Raw genomic sequence first — 19013 nt, 5'->3', positions numbered from 1 at the left:
AAAAGGGCAATGAACCTACACCAATTACGCTTCGTCCGCGAAGCGGTCCGCCAAAACTTCAACCTGACCGACGCCGCCAAGGCGCTGTTCACGTCCCAGCCCGGGGTGTCCAAGGCCATCATCGAACTCGAAGAAGAGCTCGGGGTCGACATCTTCACCCGCCACGGCAAGCGCATCCGCGGCCTGACCGAACCGGGCCGGCTGGTGCTGGAGTCCGTCGAGCTGATCATGCAGGAGATCGACAGCCTCAAGCGGATCGGCAAGGAATACGCGGCCCAGGACAGCGGCAGCTTCACCATTGCGACCACCCACACCCAGGCGCGCTACATGCTGCCGAAGGTGGTGCAGGCCTTCATGCTGAAGTTCCCGAAAGTGCGGCTGTCCCTGCTGCAGGGCAATCCGCGCCAGATCGCCGACATGGTCAAGAACGACCAGGCCGACCTGGCCATCGCCACCGAGTCGATCGCCGCCATCGACGGCCTGATCACCTTGCCGTGCTACCAGTGGGAACACGTGCTGGTGGTGCCGCACGAACACGCGCTGACGCGCTCGAAGGCGATTTCGCTGGAAGAGATTGCCAGCTATCCGCTGATCACCTACGATGCCGCCTTCGCCGGCCGCAGCAAGATCGATCATGCCTTCGAACTGCGCAACCTGAAACCGGACGTGCTGCTGGAAGCGATCGACGCCGACGTCATCAAGACCTATGTGGAACTGGGCATGGGCGTGGGCATCATCGCCGGCATGGCCTTCGATGCCGAGCGCGACCGCAACCTGCGCGCGATCCCGGTCGGCCAGCTGTTCGGGATGAACGTCTCGCGGGTGGCGGTGAAGCAGGGCGCCTATCTGCGCAGCTATATCTATACCTTCATCGAGCTGCTCGCGCCGACGCTCAACCGCAAGATGGTCGAGTCGGCAATGCGCGGGACCCCCGATAATTACGAGCTGTAAATCATGAATCACGAAGAACACGACGATCACGAAGATCACGAAGAGTACGAAGCGTACGAAGAGTACGACGAAGACGCCAGCGAGCTGTCGGACCGCGACGCCGACCTGGCCGACGTGCGCGACCAGGTCGCCGAGCTGACGGCCGGCCACACGGTGCTGGAACTGAGCGGCGAGGATGGCCGGGTGCCGGCCCTGCCCGAGGGCGCCGCCGGCTATACCGCGGTGGTGGCCGAATTTTGCTGGTCGCGCCTGAAGCGCGAGGAGCAGGATGCCTTCCTGGGCAGGCTGCGCAAGGCGGCGGCCAAGGATGCGCTGCTGGTGCTGCTGGACGACGTCTATGTCGAAGGGACCAGCAATCCGGTGGCGCGCACCGATGCCCAGGGCAATACCTACGAGGTGGTCGCCACCGAAGACGGCAGCCGGATCGAGCGTCCCAAGAGCTATCCGACCGACAGCGCGCTGCGCAAGCGCTTGGGCAATGCTGTGAAGGAACTCAGGATCGCACGCTGGGAATATTTCTGGGTGCTGACCGGCCGCCTGAAGTAAGCAGGCCCCGCGCCGCCAATCGTGATCCCGATTTTTGCAATCGGGATTACTGTATGCCGATATCGACAGTGGAGAATCGGCATGGCGCTTACCATCGGTACCGCCCCCTTCGGCAGCGAGCCTGCAGGGCGTTTCGACGTCACACCACCCGCGACGCCGCTGCTGTTCTGGGAACCATTTCCGAAGCGCTTGCGCATCCGGCAAAGTAACGTGATCGTGGCGGACAGCCGCAGCTGCCTGGCCCTGCACCAGACCGGCCGCGTGATGCAACTGTGCGTGCCGCGTGCGGACGTGCGAACGGCATTGCTCTCCCAGGAGGGCGACTCGAAAGACGCACGGCTCGGCGTGGTCCGCGCCTGGTCGATCCGCAGCGGCCAAGGCGACCTGAAGGCCGCCGCCCGCTCCTTCGAGGCGCCGCCCGCCGCCGCCGCGGCCCTGCGGGATCACCTGGTGTTCGACCTGGAAAAAGTGGATGCCTGGTATCTCGACGACGACCTCGGCTACGCCCACCCGCGCGACCCCTATCACCGCTTCGACGTACAGCGCTCTTCCCACCACGTCGTGGTGTCCGCCGGCGGCACCGTGCTCGCCGAATCCGCGGCGCCGGCGATCCTGTACGAGACCTCCATGGCGCCGCGTTTCTACCTTCCGCCCGATGCCCTGCGCGTGGCGCTGGTGAAAAGCGCGACCGTGTCGCAGTGCCCCTACAAGGGCGACGGCCAGCACTGGCATGCCGACGTCGACGGCCGGCACATCGCCGACATGGCATGGAATCTCACCACCCCGATGGGCGATGCGCTCATGATTCCGCGCTGGTTCAGCTTTTATCCCGACAAGGTCGAGGTCAGGGTCGACGGCGACATCCTGCAAGCGTAAAAAACGCGGCGCAGGGATCGCTCCCCGCGCCGCGTTCCTTGTCAGCCTTGGCGATAGCGGCTTAGAAGCTGTGACGCAGACCCAGCGAGAGCACGTCCGGATCCTTGCCCAGCGCGGTGGCGGCCGGGGCGATGGTGACCGACGACGAGCTCAGGCCGAACACGCCGCTGTTGTTGTTGTCCAGGCTGGCGTAGCTGGCGTACAGGTTGGTGCGCTTCGACAGCGAGTAGGTATAGGCCAGGGCCCAGCTGTTGCCCTTGGCGGCGCCTTGCTTCTGCTGCTGGAAGTTGGCGTAGACGCGGTGTGCGCCGAAAGGCATCGAGCCGCCCAGGTTGTATTGCTTGTACTTGGCCGGGGTGCCTTCGCGGTCCGCTTCCATCCAGTTGGCCTTGACTTCGAAGCCGCCCAGCTGGTCGAATTTGTAGGCCGCGCCGATTGCCGATTCCTTGTCCTTGTCGATCGCCAGGCGGTTGATCTCGTGGTAAGCCGCGCCCACATACAGGCCGCCCAGGGTGTACTCGACGCCGACGCCTTTCAGGTCGCCCGACGGGGTGTTGGCGGTGGTGACTTCGCCGGCCGAGTAGGCGGCCAGGACTTTCAGGCCGTTCCACGACGGCGATTTGTAGTTGACCGAGTTCGACAGGCGGCGGGTCAGGCGGTTGGTGGTGAAGGCCGACAGGTTGCTGCCGTAGAAGCCCTGGCCGAAGGCGTCGGTGGCGGCGGCGATGGCGGCGATCGGCGAGTATTCGCGGCCCAGGGTCAGGCTGCCGAAGCCGCCTTCCAGGCCGACCACGGCGCGGCGGCCGAACAGGGAGGAGTCGCCGGCACCGGTGTCGATCGAGGTCCCGGCTTCGAGGTTGAACATGGCCTTCAGACCATTGCCCAGGTCTTCAGTGCCGCGGAAGCCGAAGCGGCTGCTCGACTGGTTGCCCGAGTTGACCACGGTGGTGCGGCCTTCCGGGCCACCGGTGTCCTGCGACGAGATGGCGGCGTCGAGGACACCGTACAGGGTCACGTTGGTCTGGGCGGCTGCGAACAGCGGGGTGAGGGCTACCAGGGCGGCTGCCAGGCGTTTGACTTGCATTCAGAACTCTCCAGTTAGATGACGAAACAGGTGACGAAACGGGTCGCATCTTATCGAAGAGATATGTCGGTTTGATGACAGAACGAAAGATTATACGAGGTGGGCGTGAACCGGCAGGACGATGTCGATCCGCGTGCCGGGCGGCTCGTCGGAGGTGATGCTGATCTCGCCGTTCATGGCCCAGACCCGCTCGCGCATGCCGATCAGGCCCAGCGATTCGGCCTTTTCCATGTCCTCGGGGCGGATGCCGCGGCCATCGTCGTGGATGGTGACCAGCAGCTCGCTGTTCGAGCGGAACAGGTTCATGGTGACGGCGCTGGCCTCGGCGTGGCGCGCGATATTCGTCAGCGCTTCCTGCACGATGCGGAAGATCGCCGTGCTGGCGGTATCGTCCAGGCGCAGCTCGGCTTCGTCGGCCAGCAGGGTGCAGGGGATGGCGTAGCGCTCGACGAAATCCTCGCACAGGCCCTTCAAGGCAAAGTAGAGGCCGCCTTCGTCGAGGGCGCGCGGGCGCAGGTTGGTGGCGATGCGGCGCAGCGAGGCGATCGCTGTCAGCAGGTTCTGCTCCATGCCGGCCATCAGGCGCAGGCTGTCGGCCGAGGTACCGTCGGCCTGTTGCAGCAGGGTCAGGTCCATGCGCAGCGAGGCCAGGATCTGTCCGAGGTCGTCGTGCAGCTCGCGCGCGATGTGGGTGCGCTCTTCTTCGCGGATGGTCTGCAGGGCCGCCGACAGCTGGCGCAGCTGGTCGTGCGAGCGGCTCAGCTTTTCCTGGACCCGCTTGCGCTCCGAGACGTCGCGCATGATCACGGTGTAGAAGGGCGCGCCTTCGTTGGCGCGCGAGATCGAGCCCTCGATCGGGAAGCGCAGGCCGTTGGCGCGCAGGCCGGTGACGGCGTAATCGGTGGCGCGGCGGCCGGCACGGCCGCTGCCGGCGCGAAAGTACTCGAGCGGTTCGTCGGGGTCGGCGCTGGCCGATTCGACGTAGCGCGCCAGCGGGCTGCCGACCATGTTGGCGACGGAGGTCTCGAACAGTGCCGCGGCGGCCGGGTTGGCCATGAGGATGCGGTAGCGGCCGTCGACGGAGACGATGGCATCGTTGGCGTCGTGGACGATCTGGCGGCCGGCCGGCACGGTATCGGGGTCTTCGCGAGACCGGCAGCCCAGCCGGTAGCCCGCCGCGAGCCCGGCCAGGAAGCAGCTCACCGAGCAGGTGAGGGCCCAGGCGGCCGAGCGAAGGCGCTGTCGTTTCATGGATGCCCGTAAAAAGCGGCCCGCAAATGCGGGCCCGGCATCTACCTTACGCGGCGGCGCTTGAGTACGGCTTGATTTACATCTGCTTGAACAGGTGCAGGAAGCTGCGGCTGACCTCGAGCTTGTCGGGGCGGCCCTTGATCAGCACCAGGTGACGGCCGCGGATGTCGCGGGTCACGCCTTCGATCGCATTGACGTTGACCAGGGTCGCGCGGTGGATCTGCCAGAACAGGGACGGATCGAGCTCATCGGCCAGGTCGCGCACCGGCTTGCGGATCAGGGCCTCGAACTTCTCGGTCTGCACGCAGGTGTATTTTTCGTCGGAGCGGAAGAACAGGATTTCCTCGACCGGGATCATGCGCAGGTCCTGGCCGATGCTGGCCTGGATCCATTGCAGGTACTTCGGCTTGGGCGCGGCGATCTTCTCGGCCAGCTGCGACAGCATGGCGGTGACGGTATCGCTGACGTTGGCGGTCGCGGCGGCGCCGGTACTGGCTGGCGCGGCCAGGCGCTCTTTCAGGCGTTCGACCGTGACCTGCAGGCGTTCCGGCTCGGGCGGTTTCAGCACGTAGTCGATGGCGCCGCGCTCGAAGGCCTCGACCGCGTACTGGTCGTAGGCGGTGACGAACACGATCTGGCTGGCGTCGCCGATGTCGCGCGCCGCTTCCATGCCGGACTTGCCCGGCATGCGGATGTCGAGGAAGGTCAGGTCGGGCTTCAGGGCGGAAACCAGCTGCACGGCTTCGTCGCCGTTCTTGGCCTCGCCGACGATTTCCAGTTCCGGCCACACCTGGGACAGGCGGGTACGGAGCAGGTCGCGCATCAGTCTTTCGTCATCGGCAATGATTGCTGTAGGCATGGCAAAAAGAAGTAAAGGCAGAGTGACGATTATTCAACGAAATCGGGTAGCAGGCAATCATTTTGATGCCAGCTGGTAGGGAACCTCGATGGTGGCGATCACCCCGCTCGGGATATTGGCGGCGATGTGCAGCTGGCCGGCCTCGCCGTGCAGCAGCTTGAGGCGCTCGCGGATGTTCGACAGGCCCAGCCCGGTGCCCTTGCTCGGCACCACGCCGAAGCCGACGCCGTCGTCGGCCACCGTCACGCGCAGCTTGCTGTCGACAATTTCGGCCGTCACCGCCAGGTGGCCGCCCTCGGGCTTGCACTCCAGGCCGTGCTTGATCGCGTTCTCGACCATCGACTGCAGCATCATCGGCGGAAAGGCCGCGCTGCGCAGGCCCTCCGGCACCTGCAGGTCGACCGTCAGCCTTTCTTCCATGCGCATCTTGAGCAGGTCGAGGTAGGAGGTGACCATGTCGACCTCGCGGCCGAGGCTGGTGGTCAGGTTGGCGTCGCGCATCTGCGGGATCACGGCGCGCAGGTACTGGATCAGGGTGCGCTGCATGGCCGAGGCGCGCGGCGGATCGGTCTCGATCAGGTGCTCGACCGAGGCCAGGGTGTTGAACAGGAAGTGCGGCTCGACCTGGGCCTGCATGGCCGCCATCCGCGCTTCCGACAGCTGGCGCTGCATCGATTCGCGTTCGGCGACCGCGGTGGCGCTCTGCATCTCGGCCTCGGCGCGCTTCTTGCCGCCCATCAGGGCCTTGGTGCCGAACAGGGCCATCACCAGCAGCCAGACGAAGCTGGTGAACCAGGTCGAGGCCTGCTTGTGGTAGCTCCTGGCCTTGGCTTCGGCGGCATCGTCGACGGCCGCCTCGATGGCGTCGGACAGCTCTTCGCCGATCTGCGGCGGCAGGTCGATATGGACTTCGCCGCCGTTCGTACTGCGGATCAGCTTGGTGGGCGCGCGGGTGTCGCCCTTGCCGCGGCCGGCCGGCGCCGGCGGCTCGGGTGGCACTGGCGGGACGGCCTCGCCGGCCTTGTCCGCCGCCGCCGCAGCCTTGTCCGCCTCCGCGGCGGCCTTGCTGGCTTCCTCCGCATGCTTGAGCGCGTTTTCGGCGATCCTGTCGGCCTGTTCGGTGGCCTTGTCCGGCGTTTCCTCGTTGCCCTTGCGCTTGGTGCGAGGATTGATGTGGATGCCGCTGTCGTCGATCGTAATGGCGGGTTCGGCCTTGCGCGCGTTGCGCTCGGTGCGCACGTTTTCTTCCTCGCCGCCGGAGAACAGCTCGTCCTGCAGGATTTGTCCGGCAACCAGCATCAGCGCGGCGAACAAGAAGAATTTCCACCACGACAGCTGCGTGACCCAGGTGGCGACCGAATCGAATGCGTGATACAGCCACGACAAGGTATTGGAGAAATGCTGCTGGGTCGAACGCCGGGTCTGCATGGAGCTCTTCTTGGTTAAACGGTGATTGGCGAGTGTAACTGCTTTTGCCCCAGCATCACTGTTGGGATGTTGCAACTTTAGTTCCGCGCCGCCGCCAATGCCAGCGCCGTGCGACAGCCTGCAGGAACAGGGGAGTGGACTGCAGTTCGGGGCAAATGCAGCTTGGAAAGCTTCAATATTGCAATGTATTATGAACAAACACCTGGCTGCGCCAGCCCATTATTCGTTCTTCATGAAATGAAAGGGTAAAGCCGTGTCGACCGCTCCCCAACGCTACCGCCTCGTCACCCGCAGCGACTTCGACGGCCTGGTCTGTGCCGTCCTGCTCAGGCACCTGGACATGATCGACGACATCCTGTTCGTCCATCCGAAGGACATGCAGGACGGCAGGATCGCGATCAGCCCGCGCGACATCACCACCAACCTGCCATATGTGGCCGGCGCCCACCTGGCCTTCGACCACCATCTGTCGGAAACCATCCGCAACAGCGGACGCCGCGAAAACCACGTGATCGACCCCGGCGCGCCCTCGGCGGCACGGGTCGTGTACGACTATTACGGCGGTTCGCGCGCTTTCCCGGCCGCCTGGCGCGGCATGATGGAGGCGGTCGACAAGGCCGATGCGGCGCGCTTCTCGCGCGAGGAAGTGCTCGATCCCTCCGGCTGGAACCTGCTGAATTTCCTGATGGATGCGCGTACCGGCCTCGGACGCTTCCACGACTTCCGCATCTCGAACTACCAGCTCATGATGGACCTGATCGGCCATTGCCGCATCCTCGGCATCGAACAGATCATGCGGCTGCCCGACGTGCAGGAGCGCGTCGCCCTCTACATGGAGCACAACGAGCTGTGCAAGCAGCAGATCCGCCGCTGCGCGAAGGTCGAGAAGAACCTGGTGGTGCTCGACCTGCGCGAGGAAAACACCATCTTCGCCGGCAACCGCTTCCTGATCTACGCGCTGTTCCCGGAGACGAATATCTCGATCCACGTGTTGTGGGGCCTGAAGAACCAGAACACGGTCTTCGCCACCGGCAAGTCCATTTTGAACCGCAGCTCGAACACGAATATCGGCGCGCTGATGCTGGAATACGGCGGAGGCGGGCACGAGAATGCGGGGACTTGCCAGGTGTCGAACGACATGGCGGAGGAGGTGCTGGGGGCGCTGGTGCAGAGGATTACCAGCGAAGGGTAATTCCGTCATTCACGCCTGCGCGCCTGCGCGGGGATGACGGTGCGAGCTGTGCGGACGTCGCTTAAGACAACGTTATGCCGGCTGGTAACTTCGTAACATCTCCCGCGCCGCCTCCGCCTCCAGCGGCTCGCTGAACAGCCGCCCCTGGAACTCGTCGCAGCCATGCGACTTCAGGAATTCCGCCTGCGGCCGCGTCTCGACGGCCTCGCCCACCACTTCCATGTTCAGGTTGTGCCCGATGTCGATCAGGCTCTTCACCAGCGCGGCGGTGCCGTCGGCGATGCCGTGCACCGTGGAGCGCGAGAGCTTGACCTGGCTGGCTTCGAGCTGCTGCAGGTAGCCGAGGTCGCACAGGCCGGCGCCGAAGCCGTCCACCGACAGGACCACGCCGAGCGCGCGCAGCTGGCGCGACAGCTCGCGGCCGAGGCCGGGATTGCGCAGCAGGCCGTCGATCGGCAGGTCGAGCTGCAGGCTGTCGGGCGGCAGGTCGTGGCGGGCGAGCAGGGCGCGCAGGCACTCGACGAAGTCGCCCTGGCTGTATTCGCGGTAGGAGACGTTGACGGTGACCGGCACCCTGCGCACGCCGGCCTGGCGCAGCTGGGCGGCGAAGGCGCAGGCCTGGTCCAGCACGCGCCGGCCGATCGGCACGATGACGCCGATCTCCTCGGCCTCGGTCAGGAAGCGTCCCGGCGGCAGCACGCCGTGGTCCGGATGATTCCAGCGCAGCAGGGCCTCGAAGCCCATCACCTGGCCGGTGCGCAGCGAGACGCGCGGCTGGTAGAGCAGGAACAGCTCGTCCTTGTCGAGGGCGTGGTGCAGGCCTTCTTCGATCTTGCGCTTGGCGTCGCTGCTCGAGCGCATATCGGCGGAGAAGAAATGCACGTCGTTATGGCCATTGCCCTTGCCGTGGTACATGGCGACGTCGGCCGCGCGCACCAGTTCGGTCGCGGTGGTGCCGTCGTGCGGATAGAGGGCCACGCCGACGCTGGCGCCGACCGGGATCTCGCGGCCGTTGAAGGACACCGGGATCGCGAAGCTCTGGCGCAGCCGCTCGACCATCCGCAGGGTGAAGCGCAGCGAGGGCTGGTTGGCCAGCACCAGCACGAATTCGTCGCCGGACATGCGCGCCACCGTGTCGCTGTCGCGCACCGAGGCCTGCAGGCGCCGCGCCACCACCTTCAGCACCACGTCGCCGGCTTCGTGGCCGAGGGTGTCGTTGATGGACTTGAAGTTGTTGAGGTCGATCAGCACGGTCGCCACCAGCGACTTCTGACGCTGCGCCACGTGCAGCGCCTGGTCCAGCCGGTCCCACAGCAGGTTGCGGTTGGCCAGCCCGGTCAGCGGGTCGTGGTTGACCTCGTGCTCGAGGTGGGCGGTGCGCTGCATGGCCGCTGTGACGTCGTTGATGACGCCGATGAAATGGGTCACGGTGCCGTGCTCGTCGTGGACCGGGGTGATGCTCAGGTCGTTCCAGAACAGCTCGCCGTTCTTGCGCAGGTTGCGCAGCACCACGTTGACCGGGCGGCAGGCCGCAATCGCCTCGCGCACTTCGGTCCGTTCGCCCGCATCCATGCCGGGCGCGGCCATGAAGCGCGGATCGCGGCCGAGCGATTCTTCCGCGCTGTAGCCGCTGATGCGCTCGAAGGCCGGATTCACATATTCGATCGGGTTGTCGGGACCGTCGCAGCGGGCGATCACGATGCCGTTGCTGGCCGCGTGCAGCGCACGTTCGCGCAGGCGCAGCCTGCCCTCGCGCTGGCGGCGCTCGCCGATGTCGATGCCGACCCCGAACACGTACTCGCCGCCGTTGCAGCGCACCCGCGTGCCGCACAGCAGCACCGGGATTTCCTTGCCGTTCTTGGCGACGTAGTCGACTTCGAGTTTCATCTCGGCGCCTTCCTCCAGCACGCGGCGCAGGGCCTCGGCCAGCAAAGGGCGCTGCGGCAGGTCGAGCAGGTCGGGACCGCGCGCGGCCGCCAGTTCTTCCGGCGCCATGCCGGTCAGGCGCTCCAGGTTGTGGTTCCAGAGGACGAGGCGGCCCTCGCGGTTGAGGGCATAGAAGGTGCCCGGAAACAGGTCGACCACGGCCGACAGCGGCGTGCGCGCGACGTTCTCGGATTCGGGCGAACCGCGTTCGACCTCGGTGGTGACGGCGACCGCGCAGCCGAGCGGCCGGCCGTCGGCGTCGACCTGCGGGGCCAGCGCCAGGGTGGCGGCGAAGATGCGGTTGCCGCCGCAGCGCAGGTCGGCATTCAGCTGGGCGCCTTCGGGACGCTGGGCCAGGGCGGCCCAGCCCGCGGTCCAGGCGTCACGCGCGCTGGCGGCGAACAGGCTGGTGATGGGACGGCCGAGTGCGCTCGCGGCCGGTATGCCGAACAGGGTCTCGCAACCCCGGTTCCAGGTGATGATGCTGCCCGCGTCGTCCGTCAGGAAGACGGCGCGGGCGGGCGGATCGGTATCGAACATGCGGCTCCCCATGCAAGGCCATCCGCCGTTGGACAGCGGTGCCGGGGAACCGTTCCGCGCAGAATATCAGGCGGCGGCTTCGGCGCGCGCCGGCAGGGCGACCTGGTTATCGATGCTGAACTGGTAGTCCTTGAACACGTGCTCGGCCGACAGGATCTGGTAGTTGCCGTCGCCCAGCTTGTGGGTGGTGTCCTTCAGGCGGTAGGTGGTCGATCCGCAAGTCCAGCAGTTGAAGTTGCGCATGTGGGTGCACAGGCAGGTCTTGTCGAACACGCGGATGTTCTTCGAATCCGGATTCGCCTGCACCTCGCGGTTGTACGAGTTGATGTAGGCGCAGTTGCCGGTCGCGTCCAGCAGGTAGCCGTAGGACTCGCAGCCCGGGCGGATGCCGGAGCCGATTGCCGGGGTCTGCTTCAGCATCCGCATCGGATAGCCGGTCGGCGAGACGCCGTTGACGATGATGTCTTCTTCGCTGGCGCGGAAGTATTCCTGCTTGACATCGATGGGCAGGCCGCATTCGTGGGTGACGGTGAAGCGGGTCGCCACCTGCACGCCGCCGGCGCCTTTTTCCAGGAAGCCCACGGCATCGCTGCCGGTGAAGATGCCGCCCGCGGCGATCAGCGGAATGTCCAGCTGTTCGGCGCGCATGAAGGCATGGATCTCGTCCATGATGGTGTGCAGGTCGTACTGCTGCCAGTCGTCGATGCCGAAGCCGAGGTGGCCGCCGGCCAGCGGGCCTTCGACGATCACGTAGTCCGGCAGGCGGTCGAGGCGCGAAACCTTACGCAGGAACAGTTGCAGTGCACGCACGGACGAGACGATGATGCCCAGCTTGGCGTCGCGGAAGCGCGGATGGTCCTTGACCAGTTCGAAGGAACCGAGGTGCAGGCCGGCCGACATGGTGATGCCGTCGATGCCGGCGTCGAGCGCCGCCGACAGGCGGGTGCGCAGGGTTTCCTTCGGCGCGTTCATGGTCAGCTTTTCCATGCAGTTCACGAAGATCAGGCCATCGCCTTTCTTCGCGTCCATGGTTGCGCCCACGTGCAGACGGGTTGCCTCGGCCAGGCGGTCCAGGTCGAACTGGACCACCGATTTGTCCATGTTGTTGATGTTGAACTTGTAGAGCTTGGTCTTTTCCTTGACGAAGCTCGTATCGAACTTGCGGTCCGAGACGTCCGGGACCATCGCGTCGGAAATATGGCCAATGCCGCCCAGGCGCGCTGCCTCGAGCGCCAGTTCGGAAGTCGAGATGTCGACTCCCATTCCGCCGATCATGATGGGCACGTATTCCTTGTTGCCCAAACGCAGGCGGAAATCATCTACACGTTTCATTGCATTCCTTAACAGCCATAGACTAATCGCCCGCCATTTTACAGCAGGAGATGGGCTTTACAGAGGGCCATTTACCGCACGGTCGTGCGGTAACGGCCGGTCTTCCGGTCAGTCGCGGAAGTTGTTGAAGGCGAGCGGCAGATCGGTCACATCCTTGCGCAGCAGGGCGATCGCTTCCTGCAGGGTATCGCGATCCTTGCCGGTGACGCGCACGGATTCGCCCTGGATCGAGGCCTGGACCTTCATCTTGCTTTCCTTGATCAGCTTGGTGATCTTCTTGGCGTCTTCGGACTCGATGCCGTTGCGCACCTTCAGCACCTGCTTGACCTTGTCGCCGCCGATCTTTTCGATCTTGCCTTCGTCCAGGAAACGGACGTCGACCTTGCGCTTGGTCATCTTGTTCAGCAGGACGTCCTTGACCTGGGAGATCTGGAAGTCGGAATCGCCGAACAGGGTGATTTCCTTGTCTTTCTGCTCGACCTTGGCCGAGGTGCCCTTGAAGTCGAAGCGGGTCTCGATTTCCTTGCTCGAGTTTTCGACGGCGTTCTTGACTTCGACCATGTCTGCTTCGCAGACCACATCAAACGATGGCATTGTGGATTCCTTTTTTTATTGGGTGACGAATGCCGATATTGTAACGGAGCGTTGGCGTCGGGGCGCCTGTTTCCCACTATAATCAGCGGGCCAACTCCGGACCCAGCCATGCAAGCATTGCCCATCGAACACGACATCTCCCTCCAGCACTTCAACACCTTCGGCATCGGCGCCCGCGCCAGGCGCTACCTGCGCGTGACCGAACCCGCCCAGCTGGCGGCGCTGGCCGCCGACCCGGAACTCGCCGCCATGCCGCGCCTGGTGCTGGGCGGCGGCAGCAACCTGCTGATCACCCATGCCGACATCGGGCAACTGGTGCTGCACATGGCCCTGATGGGCAAGGAGATCGTCGGCGAGACGCCGGACGCGATCCTGGTGCGCGCCCGCGCTGGCGAGAACTGGCATGGGTTCGTGCAATGGACCCTGGAGCAGGGACTGGGCGGCCTGGAGAACATGTCGCTGATCCCGGGCACGGTGGGCGCCTCGCCGATCCAGAACATCGGCGCCTACGGAGCCGAGGTCAAGGACTTCTTCCATTCGCTCACCGCCTTTGATTTCGAGACCGGCGCCACGCGCACGATGGACGCGGCGGCCTGCCGCTTCGCCTACCGCGACAGCGTGTTCAAGCACGAAGACGGCCGCAGCCTGGCGGTGCTGGACGTGAGCTTCGCGCTGCCGAAAGCCTGGGCGCCGAACCTGCGCTATGCCGAGCTGGCCCGCGAACTCGACGGCGTCACCGGCCCGACACCGCGCCAGGTGGCCGACGCCGTGATCGCGATCCGCCGCCGCAAGCTGCCCGATCCGGCCGAGATCGGCAATGCCGGCAGCTTCTTCAAGAACCCGGTGGTGGCGGGCGAGCACTGCGCCCGCCTGCTGGCACGGTGGCCGAACCTGGTCCACCACCCGCAAGCCGACGGCAGCGAAAAGCTGGCGGCCGGCTGGCTGATCGACCAGTGCGGCTGGAAGGGCAGGTCGCTGGGCCGCGCCGGCGTCTATCCGAAGCAGGCGCTGGTGCTGGTCAACAATGGCGGCGCCAGCGGCGAGGAAGTGCTGGCGCTGGCGCGGGCCATCCAGGCGGACGTCCAGGCGCGCTTCGGGGTGCTGCTGGAGCCGGAACCGGTGATGATCTGAGGGTGTTCAGGCCGCCACCCGGTTGCGTCCGGCTCGCTTGGCCTCGTACAGCGCGCCGTCGGCGGCGGCGATCAGCGCCTCGATGCTGCCGCCTTCGCTCGGCAAGGCGCTGGCGACCCCGATCGACATCGTCACCGTCCCGCAGGGGGCGGCCGGATGCGGCTGCGCCAGCTGTTCGAGATGGCGGCGGCAGTCCTCGGCCAGCTTGAGGGCGCCGTCCAGGCCGGTTTCCGGCAGCAGGATCGCGAATTCCTCGCCGCCGTAGCGCGCCACCAGGTCGGCCGGGCGCTTCAATTGCCCGGTCAGCACGGCGGCGGTCTTTTTCAGGCACAGGTCGCCGGCTGGATGGCCGAGGCTGTCGTTGTAGTGCTTGAAGTGGTCGACGTCGCAGAGCAGCAGCGACAGCGGCGCCTGCCGGCGGCGCGCGCGCTGCCATTCGGTGTCGATCGCTTCGTCGAAGCGGCGGCGGTTGGCGATGCCGGTCAGGCCGTCCAGCGCGGCAAGCTTGCGCAGTTCGAGGTTGGCCTGCGCCAGCTCGTCCTGGCTGGCGCGCAGCGAGCGGTAGGCGGCGTCGCGCTGCAGCAGGCTGATGTAGCCGCGCGAATGGTGGCGGATGCGCGCCACCAGCTCGAGCTGGTCGGGCAGCTTGACCAGGTAGTCGCTGGCGCCGACCGCGAAGCCGTGCGCCTTCAGCCTGGCCTCCTCCTTGGCCGACAGCACCACCACCGGCACCTCGCGCAGGGCGTCTTCGGCGCGGTAGCCGGCCAGCAGCTGGAAGCCGTCGGCGCCCGGCATCACCAGGTCCTGCAGGATCACGGTCGGCCGCAGGGCCAGCGCCGCCGCGTGCGCGGCCTGGGCGTCGGTAACGTAATGGAAGTCGATATCGGGATGGGCGGCGAGCATGCGCCGCACGGCTTCGACGATGATGAGCTGGTCGTCGACCAGCAGCACGCGTATCTGGAAGCTGGCGGGGTCTGGCTCGGCGGGGATGGGGCTGGCTGCGGACATCGGCTGAAATTCAATTGGTGGGAATGCGCGTGTCATTACGCGCCGCCAATTCTATCCGATAACCACTCTGAAATATTGCCTAATGGCAAAATTTTCTGGGCAGCGTTCATCTCGGCGGCGGCGCGTGGCATGCCGTACACCGCGCTGCTGGCTTCGTCCTGGGCGATGGTCATGTGGCCGGCCGCGCGCAACGCGAACAGGCCGGCGGCGCCGTCGCGGCCCATGCCGGTCAGCAGGATCCCGGTCGCCGCGCGTCCCCAGTGCCGCGCCACCGAATGGAAGAAGATGTCGATCGAGGGGCGGTGGATCTCGTCGCGCGGCTCGGCGTCGTAGTGCAGCCGGTGGCCGGGCGCCAGGCGCAGGTGGTCGGCGGTGGTCGCCACCTGCACCATGCCGCCTTCCAGGTGGTCGCCATCGGCGATCGGCGCGATCTTCGCGGGACTCTGCTCGCCCAGCCATCGCACCAGCTGGGCGGCGAAGCTGCTGTCGATGTGCTGGACCACCACCGCCGCGGTGTCGGGCGGCGGCTGCCACAGCGAGAACAGGCGCGCCAGCGCCGCCGGTCCGCCGGTCGAGGCGCCGATCGCCACCAGGCGCGCCACGTGCGGCACCCCGGCCGGCACCGGGGCGGGGCGGCCGGCGACCAATTTGCCGATGGTGCGGATCTTGGCCAGCAGCGCTGCCTCGCCGCCCGGCTGGCCGAGCAGCACCGGGGTCGCGACCACGTCGAGGGCGCCGGCGCCGAGGGCGCGGAACACCTGGCCGACATTGTCCTGCGGCCGCGCCGTGACGACCAGGATCGCGCACGGCGCATTCGCCATGATGCGGCGGGTCGCCTCGACGCCGTCGAGCAGCGGCATGTCGAGGTCCATCAGCACCAGGTCCGGCCGCAGGTCGGCGCACAGGCGCACGGCGTCGACGCCGGTGCGCGCGATCCAGGCCACCTGGTGCTCGCCGCTGGCGGCCAGTACCCGGCGCAGCGCCTCGGCCGCGATCGGCACGTCGTTGGCGATGCCGATTCTCATGACGGCTCCCCCGGCAAGGGCGCGCCGATCAGGTCGCGCACGGCGTCGAGCAGGGTGGCGTCGTGGAAGGCGCCCTTGGCCAGGTAGTAATCGGCGCCGGCTTCGAGTCCGCGCGCGCGGTCTTCCGGACGGTCCTTGTAGGAGACGATCATCACCGGCAGCCGCTGCAGGCGCGGGTCCTGGCGTATCCGTTCGAGCAGCTTGATGCCGTCCATGCGCGGCATGTCGATGTCGGTGATCACGAGGTCGTAGGCCCCGGCGCGCACGCTGTTCCAGCCGTCGACGCCGTCGAGGGCGACGTCGACCCGGTAGCCGCGCGCCGCCAGCAGCTTGCGCTGCATCTCGCGCACGGTGAGCGAATCGTCGACCACCAGGATGCGGCGCGCGGCCTGGCGCCCGTCCGGGCGCGCGCCGGCGCCGGACGGCACCGGCTGCAGCGATTCGCCGGCCTCCAGCAGGCGTGCGATCGACAGCAGCATGTCGGGCACGTCCAGGATCAGCACCGGGGCGCCGTCGTCGAGCAGGGCGCAGGAGGCGACGTCGCGCAGCTTGCCGAACACCGGCTCGAGCGGCTGCACCGTCAGGCTCTGTTCACCACGTACCTCGTCCACCACCAGGCCGTAGCGTTCGCGCGCGCCGCCGATCACGACCACCGCCAGCTCGGCGCCCGGCGTGGCGTCGCCCAGCTCGAGCACGCGGCCGGCCGCCACCAGGCCGAGGTGGGCGCCCTCGACCTCCAGGTACTGGCGGCCGGCCAGGGTCTGCACCGCGCCGGCCGGCACCCGCAGCACGCGTTCGGCGCGTGCGATCGGCAGCGCATAGGCCTCGCCCAATACGTCCACCACCAGTGCGCGCACGATCGACTGGGTGACCGGCAGCACGATGGCGGTACGGAAGCCGCGGCCCGCCGTGGACTCGATCCGCACCGTGCCGTTCTGGGCCCGCACCGCTTCGTGCACCACGTCCAGGCCGACCCCGCGGCCGGAGATCTCGTTGGCGTCCTCCTTCAGCGAAAAGCCGGGCAGGAACAGGAATTCCATCAGCTCCGGGGTCGACAGCGCCTGGGCGAAGCCGGGCGCGGCCAGCCGGCGGGCGACGGCGGCGCGGCGGATCCGCTCGGGGTCGACGCCGCGGCCGTCGTCGCTCACCTCGATCGACAGCATGCCGCCGCGGTGGCGCGCGTCCAGCCGGATGGTGCCGGTGGCGGGCTTGCCGGCGGCCGCGCGTCCGGCAGGCGTCTCCATGCCGTGGTCGACCGCATTGCGCAGCAGCTGGCCGAGCGGCGCTTCGAGGCGCACCAGCACCGCGCGGTCGACCAGGGTGTCGGCGCCGGTGACGTCCAGGCGCACGTCCTTGCCCAGGCTGCGCGCGAGGTCGCGCACCATGCGCGGCAGGCCGTGCAGGCCGTCGCCGAAGCGGCACATATGCAGTTCGAGCACTTCGTCGACCAGGCGGGTGGCGACGCCGGTGGCCTGCCGCTCGTAGTGCTCGGCATCGAGGATGCTGCGCTGCAGGCTGTCGCGCAGCGGACGGGCGCGCTCCTCGACCACGCGCACCAGTTCCAGCAGGCGCGGATCGCCGCCGGCCACGATCGCTTCGCGCAGCTGTTCGAGGGGGGCGAACATGCCGTGCTGCTGGCGCTTGTGGCGCTGCAGCGCGTCGACCCAGGGACGCAGCTGGCCGGCATGCAGGCGCGCCTGGCCGGCCAGAGTCAGGAGTTCGTTGCCGGCGTCGAAGACCGGCGCGGCGGCGTTGGGCACGGCAGCGGGCAGCTGCGCGGCGACCGGCGCCGGCGGCATGAGCGCGGGCGCCTCCATGGCGCCGGCCTGCAGCGCGTCCAGTGCGGCAAGCGCCGCCTCGACTTGGCCGCCATGCGGACCGGCGTCGGCCAGCTCGGACTCGGACAGCGCCGCCAGTTGCCGCATCAGGTCGACCGCCCCCAGCAGCACGTCGACGCCAGCCGCATCGAGCGCCAGCCGGCCCTGCTGGGCGGCGATGAACACGTCCTCCATCGCATGCGCCAGCTTCACCATCGGCTCCATGCCGACGATGGCGGCCGCGCCCTTGGTCGAATGGGCGGCGCGCATCATCGCTTCCAGCGTGGCGGGATCCTGGCCGCGCTCGCTGCGCAGCAGGCCGTCGGTGAGCACGCGCGCCTGGGCCTGGGCCTCCATGCGGAACAGCTCGAGCATCGAGAAGCCGCTCAGGTCGCCGTCGAATCCCTGGCCGATGCTCATCGCAGCAGCTCCGATACTTCACGTTCCAGCATGGCGGCGTCCAGCAGGCCGGCCTCGACGGCGCCGTCGGCGATCACGCCGGCGACCAGCGCCGCCGGCAAGTGGCCGAGGGTGGCGGCGCGCGCGCGCAGGGCCGTCGAGGCATGGCGCAGGATGCCGTGCACCTCCGCGACCGGCACCGCGACGCGCTGGCCGCGCAAGCCCAGCACCAGCAGGCGCTCGAAGCTGTGGCGGCCGGCCGGCGCCGGCGCCGCGGCGGTGTCGATGCCCAGCATGGCCGCCAGCGAGACCGCCGGCAGCACCCGCCCGCCGACGTTGACCACGCCGAGCAGGGCCCCGCCGGAACGGTGCGGCAGGCGGTGCACGGGCGCCGGCGGCGCCACCGTGGCGGCCAGCGCCACCGGCACCGCCAGCCATTCGGCGCCGATGCGGAACACCATCGCGGCGGCATCGGTGGCGGCGGGCGGCGGTTCGGGCCGGGCCAGCTCGCGCGCCCAGGCCTCGCGGTAATCCGGCTCGACCGGGCGCTGGAGATTGCGCTGGGCCGCCGCCGCGTACACCGGGCAGTTGCGGCAGTGGACGTGGTGCTCCAGCTCCGCGCAGCTGCGGTCGCCAGTCACGCCGATGCGGCGCCAGCAGTCGCCGGACGATGCGCCGGACCCGGGCAGCTGCGTCATTGCCGTGCTCCCGCGCCGCGCCGGCGCGCGTGCACGCGGGCGGCGCGCCGGCGCAGCAGGGCGGCATCGATCACGTCGCCGCGCTGCTCGATCAGCAGGGCCAGGCTGCACAGCGCCTCGTAGTGCTCGGGCTGCAGGAAGAGGCAGCGGCGCCAGTGGCGTTCGGCCGCGCGCGGCTGGCCGGCGCATTCGCTGGTCAGGCCGAGCAGGAACCAGGCTTCGGCCAGCCCGGGCTGCAGGGCCAGGATTTCCTGGCAGGCCCGCTCGGCGTCCGGCAGGCGGCCGGCATCGGCCAGGCGCCGCGCCTCGGCCAGCAGCGCCGCCAGGGAGGGCGCGGCCGGCGCGCTCGCCGGTGC

General features: G+C 67.7%; 16 protein-coding genes and 1 pseudogene. 5 read left to right on the top strand and 12 right to left on the bottom strand.

Annotated elements, in window-relative coordinates:
- Positions 1–9 precede the first annotated feature (9 nt).
- The 3 genes from AC1DOQ_RS16460 to AC1DOQ_RS16450 all read left to right on the top strand — a co-directional run bounded on the left by AC1DOQ_RS16460 (position 10) and on the right by AC1DOQ_RS16450 (position 2373).
- The gene (locus AC1DOQ_RS16460) at positions 10–951 is read left to right on the top strand and encodes a CysB family HTH-type transcriptional regulator (RefSeq protein ID WP_477366335.1); all 942 of its coding nucleotides are present in this window, start codon (positions 10–12) and stop codon (positions 949–951) included.
- Positions 952–954: 3 nt separating this feature from the next.
- Entirely contained in the window at positions 955–1497 is a 543-nt protein-coding gene (locus tag AC1DOQ_RS16455; RefSeq protein WP_477366332.1) for a class I SAM-dependent methyltransferase, read from the top strand.
- An 81-nt stretch (positions 1498–1578) separates the two neighbouring features.
- Complete coding sequence (locus AC1DOQ_RS16450; RefSeq protein WP_477366329.1) at positions 1579–2373, top strand: DUF427 domain-containing protein; 795 nt, start codon at positions 1579–1581, stop codon at positions 2371–2373.
- A 61-nt stretch (positions 2374–2434) separates the two neighbouring features.
- Here the strand turns inward: AC1DOQ_RS16450 and AC1DOQ_RS16445 are convergent, their stop codons facing one another.
- From AC1DOQ_RS16445 to AC1DOQ_RS16430, 4 genes are all read right to left on the bottom strand, one after another.
- Positions 2435–3457, bottom strand: coding sequence for a porin (locus AC1DOQ_RS16445; protein ID WP_477366326.1), 1023 nt, complete (start codon positions 3455–3457; stop codon positions 2435–2437).
- Between the two features lie 90 nt (positions 3458–3547).
- Positions 3548–4708, bottom strand: coding sequence for a PAS domain-containing sensor histidine kinase (locus AC1DOQ_RS16440; RefSeq protein ID WP_477366324.1), 1161 nt, complete (start codon positions 4706–4708; stop codon positions 3548–3550).
- Between the two features lie 76 nt (positions 4709–4784).
- Positions 4785–5567, bottom strand: coding sequence for a LytR/AlgR family response regulator transcription factor (locus AC1DOQ_RS16435; protein WP_477366321.1), 783 nt, complete (start codon positions 5565–5567; stop codon positions 4785–4787).
- Positions 5568–5624: 57 nt separating this feature from the next.
- The gene (locus AC1DOQ_RS16430) at positions 5625–6995 is read right to left on the bottom strand and encodes a sensor histidine kinase (RefSeq protein WP_477366318.1); all 1371 of its coding nucleotides are present in this window, start codon (positions 6993–6995) and stop codon (positions 5625–5627) included.
- Positions 6996–7335: 340 nt separating this feature from the next.
- Between AC1DOQ_RS16430 and AC1DOQ_RS16425 the strand changes: the two genes are divergently transcribed.
- Entirely contained in the window at positions 7336–8187 is an 852-nt protein-coding gene (locus tag AC1DOQ_RS16425) for an exopolyphosphatase (protein ID WP_477366658.1), read from the top strand.
- 72 nt (positions 8188–8259) lie between these two features.
- On the opposite strand, the gene AC1DOQ_RS16420 is transcribed toward AC1DOQ_RS16425, so the two are convergent.
- The 3 genes from AC1DOQ_RS16420 to AC1DOQ_RS16410 all read right to left on the bottom strand — a co-directional run bounded on the left by AC1DOQ_RS16420 (position 8260) and on the right by AC1DOQ_RS16410 (position 12579).
- Positions 8260–10653 (bottom strand): sensor domain-containing protein, encoded by a 2394-nt coding sequence (locus AC1DOQ_RS16420; protein ID WP_477366315.1) that lies wholly within the window; start codon positions 10651–10653, stop codon positions 8260–8262.
- Between the two features lie 66 nt (positions 10654–10719).
- The gene (locus tag AC1DOQ_RS16415; RefSeq protein WP_477366312.1) at positions 10720–11985 is read right to left on the bottom strand and encodes a nitronate monooxygenase; all 1266 of its coding nucleotides are present in this window, start codon (positions 11983–11985) and stop codon (positions 10720–10722) included.
- 108 nt (positions 11986–12093) lie between these two features.
- The gene (locus AC1DOQ_RS16410) at positions 12094–12579 is read right to left on the bottom strand and encodes a YajQ family cyclic di-GMP-binding protein (protein ID WP_477366309.1); all 486 of its coding nucleotides are present in this window, start codon (positions 12577–12579) and stop codon (positions 12094–12096) included.
- A gap of 108 nt (positions 12580–12687) precedes the next feature.
- Here AC1DOQ_RS16410 and murB point away from each other — a divergent pair, with 108 nt between their 5' ends.
- Complete coding sequence (gene murB / locus AC1DOQ_RS16405) at positions 12688–13710, top strand: UDP-N-acetylmuramate dehydrogenase (RefSeq protein WP_477366306.1); 1023 nt, start codon at positions 12688–12690, stop codon at positions 13708–13710.
- A 6-nt stretch (positions 13711–13716) separates the two neighbouring features.
- Here the strand turns inward: murB and AC1DOQ_RS16400 are convergent, their stop codons facing one another.
- The 5 genes and pseudogenes from AC1DOQ_RS16400 to AC1DOQ_RS16380 form a co-directional block, all read right to left on the bottom strand.
- On the bottom strand, positions 13717–14718 hold the full coding sequence (locus AC1DOQ_RS16400; RefSeq protein WP_477366303.1) for a diguanylate cyclase: 1002 nt from the start codon (positions 14716–14718) through the stop codon (positions 13717–13719).
- A gap of 35 nt (positions 14719–14753) precedes the next feature.
- Positions 14754–15743: a chemotaxis-specific protein-glutamate methyltransferase CheB gene (gene cheB, locus AC1DOQ_RS16395; RefSeq protein ID WP_477366300.1), complete on the bottom strand. Its 990-nt coding sequence runs from the start codon at positions 15741–15743 to the stop codon at positions 14754–14756.
- Positions 15740–17980, bottom strand: a complete 2241-nt coding sequence (locus tag AC1DOQ_RS16390) for a hybrid sensor histidine kinase/response regulator (protein ID WP_477366297.1) — start codon at positions 17978–17980, stop codon at positions 15740–15742. Before AC1DOQ_RS16390 ends, cheB begins: the two co-directional genes overlap by 4 nt.
- The gene (locus tag AC1DOQ_RS16385; RefSeq protein WP_477366294.1) at positions 17977–18657 is read right to left on the bottom strand and encodes a chemotaxis protein CheW; all 681 of its coding nucleotides are present in this window, start codon (positions 18655–18657) and stop codon (positions 17977–17979) included. Before AC1DOQ_RS16385 ends, AC1DOQ_RS16390 begins: the two co-directional genes overlap by 4 nt.
- Positions 18654–19013: pseudogene (locus AC1DOQ_RS16380) on the bottom strand (CheR family methyltransferase); the annotation flags it as partial. The pseudogene AC1DOQ_RS16380 and the gene AC1DOQ_RS16385, both read right to left, overlap by 4 nt.

This window comes from Massilia sp. 01N417, from assembly GCF_056399645.1.
Note: the sequence above shows the minus strand (reverse complement) of the source record. Positions and strands in the feature narration are given on the sequence as shown.

Excerpts from the sequence above, each read along its gene's own strand:
- AC1DOQ_RS16460 (WP_477366335.1), top strand. The coding sequence starts at position 10 with ATGAACCTACACCAATTACGCTTCGTCCGCGAAGCGGTCCGCCAAAAC.
- AC1DOQ_RS16455 (WP_477366332.1), top strand. The coding sequence starts at position 955 with ATGAATCACGAAGAACACGACGATCACGAAGATCACGAAGAGTACGAA.
- AC1DOQ_RS16450 (WP_477366329.1), top strand. The coding sequence starts at position 1,579 with ATGGCGCTTACCATCGGTACCGCCCCCTTCGGCAGCGAGCCTGCAGGG.
- AC1DOQ_RS16445 (WP_477366326.1), bottom strand. The coding sequence starts at position 3,457 with ATGCAAGTCAAACGCCTGGCAGCCGCCCTGGTAGCCCTCACCCCGCTG.
- AC1DOQ_RS16440 (WP_477366324.1), bottom strand. The coding sequence starts at position 4,708 with ATGAAACGACAGCGCCTTCGCTCGGCCGCCTGGGCCCTCACCTGCTCG.
- AC1DOQ_RS16435 (WP_477366321.1), bottom strand. The coding sequence starts at position 5,567 with ATGCCTACAGCAATCATTGCCGATGACGAAAGACTGATGCGCGACCTG.
- AC1DOQ_RS16430 (WP_477366318.1), bottom strand. The coding sequence starts at position 6,995 with ATGCAGACCCGGCGTTCGACCCAGCAGCATTTCTCCAATACCTTGTCG.
- AC1DOQ_RS16425 (WP_477366658.1), top strand. The coding sequence starts at position 7,336 with ATGATCGACGACATCCTGTTCGTCCATCCGAAGGACATGCAGGACGGC.
- AC1DOQ_RS16420 (WP_477366315.1), bottom strand. The coding sequence starts at position 10,653 with ATGTTCGATACCGATCCGCCCGCCCGCGCCGTCTTCCTGACGGACGAC.
- AC1DOQ_RS16415 (WP_477366312.1), bottom strand. The coding sequence starts at position 11,985 with ATGAAACGTGTAGATGATTTCCGCCTGCGTTTGGGCAACAAGGAATAC.
- AC1DOQ_RS16410 (WP_477366309.1), bottom strand. The coding sequence starts at position 12,579 with ATGCCATCGTTTGATGTGGTCTGCGAAGCAGACATGGTCGAAGTCAAG.
- murB (WP_477366306.1), top strand. The coding sequence starts at position 12,688 with ATGCAAGCATTGCCCATCGAACACGACATCTCCCTCCAGCACTTCAAC.
- AC1DOQ_RS16400 (WP_477366303.1), bottom strand. The coding sequence starts at position 14,718 with ATGTCCGCAGCCAGCCCCATCCCCGCCGAGCCAGACCCCGCCAGCTTC.
- cheB (WP_477366300.1), bottom strand. The coding sequence starts at position 15,743 with ATGAGAATCGGCATCGCCAACGACGTGCCGATCGCGGCCGAGGCGCTG.
- AC1DOQ_RS16390 (WP_477366297.1), bottom strand. The coding sequence starts at position 17,980 with ATGAGCATCGGCCAGGGATTCGACGGCGACCTGAGCGGCTTCTCGATG.
- AC1DOQ_RS16385 (WP_477366294.1), bottom strand. The coding sequence starts at position 18,657 with ATGACGCAGCTGCCCGGGTCCGGCGCATCGTCCGGCGACTGCTGGCGC.